General features: G+C 34.9%; 1 protein-coding gene. It reads right to left on the bottom strand.

The genetic code is table 11. The features are described from left to right. Positions 1 to 897: hemolysin family protein (locus V7137_RS26645; protein WP_335700867.1), on the bottom strand; the 897-nt coding region annotated here is incomplete at its 3' end. Position 898: the final 1 nt, after the last annotated feature.

Here is an 898-nt window from a genome sequence, read left to right as displayed (position 1 = left end):
ATGAATTGGGATCGATTCAATCACTTGGATGACAGGACGAATATATTCTTGAATCGATGTTTCAACATTCTTGCCCTTGATATATTCGGTAAAAACTTCCTTCATATTTACCATACCAACGATGTTATCTTTTTCACCATCAATAACAGGATACCTTGTATAATTTTCTGTCGTCACAATTTGAAGACATTCATTTAAAGATTGAGAAATATCAAATGCAATAATTTCAGTACGAGGTACCATAATTTCATTGGCATTTCGATCATCAAATTCAAAAATATTGTTTACATATTTATATTCTGATTGATTAATCTCCCCACTTTTATAACTTTCAGAGATGATTAACTGAAGTTCTTCTTCTGAGTGAGCGGCTTCATATTCGGATGCAGGCTTCAATCCGAAAATTCCAACGATTAAACGAGCAGAACCATTTAGAGCTTTAATAAAGGGATACATAATTTTATAAAAGAGCATCATCGGTCTTGCAAAGATCAAAGTGACCGTTTCTGCCTTTTGAATGGCAAAGGTTTTAGGTGCTAGTTCCCCTACAACCACATGAATAAATGTTACTGATGCAAAAGCAAGTATAAATGAAGTAATACTTGCGATGGATTCAGGCATGTTAAAGTAACTCAAAAGCGGATGAAGAATATGTTCCACCGTAGGTTCACCTAACCACCCAAGCCCTAACGCTGTAACAGTAATACCTAATTGACAAGCAGATAAATATTCATCAAGGTTTGCAACAATCTTTTTCGCCGCGATCGCGTTCTTGTTCCCTTCGCTAACGAGTTGATCAATTCGAGTACCGCGGATTTTAACAATAGCAAATTCGTAAGCTACAAAAAATGCTGTAAAAGCAATTAAAATTGCTATTATTATTAGATTAGTAAGTATC

This window comes from Neobacillus drentensis (assembly GCF_036962765.1).
GTDB classification, from domain to species: Bacteria; Bacillota; Bacilli; order Bacillales; family Cytobacillaceae; genus Neobacillus; species Neobacillus drentensis_C.
The sequence above is the reverse complement of the archived record's forward strand: the minus strand, read 5'-3'. Positions and strand labels throughout refer to the sequence as shown.